At 62.1% G+C, this 420-nt stretch carries 1 protein-coding gene; it reads left to right on the top strand.

The window, feature by feature from the left end:
- Nucleotides 1-420: FliH/SctL family protein (locus JNB85_RS30460; protein ID WP_220338124.1), on the top strand; the 420-nt coding region annotated here is incomplete at both ends.

The raw sequence follows: 420 nt of genomic DNA, 5'->3' as shown, positions 1-420 counted from the left end.
ATAAAGATGAGGCGCCCAGCGATCTGATTCGCGCACGGGATGTCGGCGGCTTCGACATCTGGTCGCTGCCCAGTTTCGACCCCCATGTGCCGGAGCCCGAGCCTGAGCCGGTGGAGGAACCGCCTGCGGAAATGGAAGAAGTGCCGCTGGATGAAGTCCAGCCACTGACCCTCGAAGAGTTGGAAACCATCCGCCAGGAGGCCTACAACGAAGGCTTTGCCGCGGGGGAAAAGGACGGCTTTCGCAGCACCACCCTCAAGGTTCGCCAGGAAGCCGAGGCGGCGCTGGCCACCAAACTGGGCAGCCTGGAGCGTCTGATGGGTAACCTGTTCGACCCTATCGCAGAACAGGACTCACAGCTGGAAAAATCCATGGTCGGCCTGGTGCAGCACATCGCGCGCCAGGTGATCCAGCGCGAAC

The sequence above is a fragment of the Rhizobium mesosinicum genome (assembly GCF_019511345.1).
GTDB classification, from domain to species: Bacteria; Pseudomonadota; Alphaproteobacteria; order Rhizobiales; family Rhizobiaceae; genus Rhizobium; species Rhizobium mesosinicum.
Note: the sequence above shows the minus strand (reverse complement) of the source record. Positions and strands in the feature narration are given on the sequence as shown.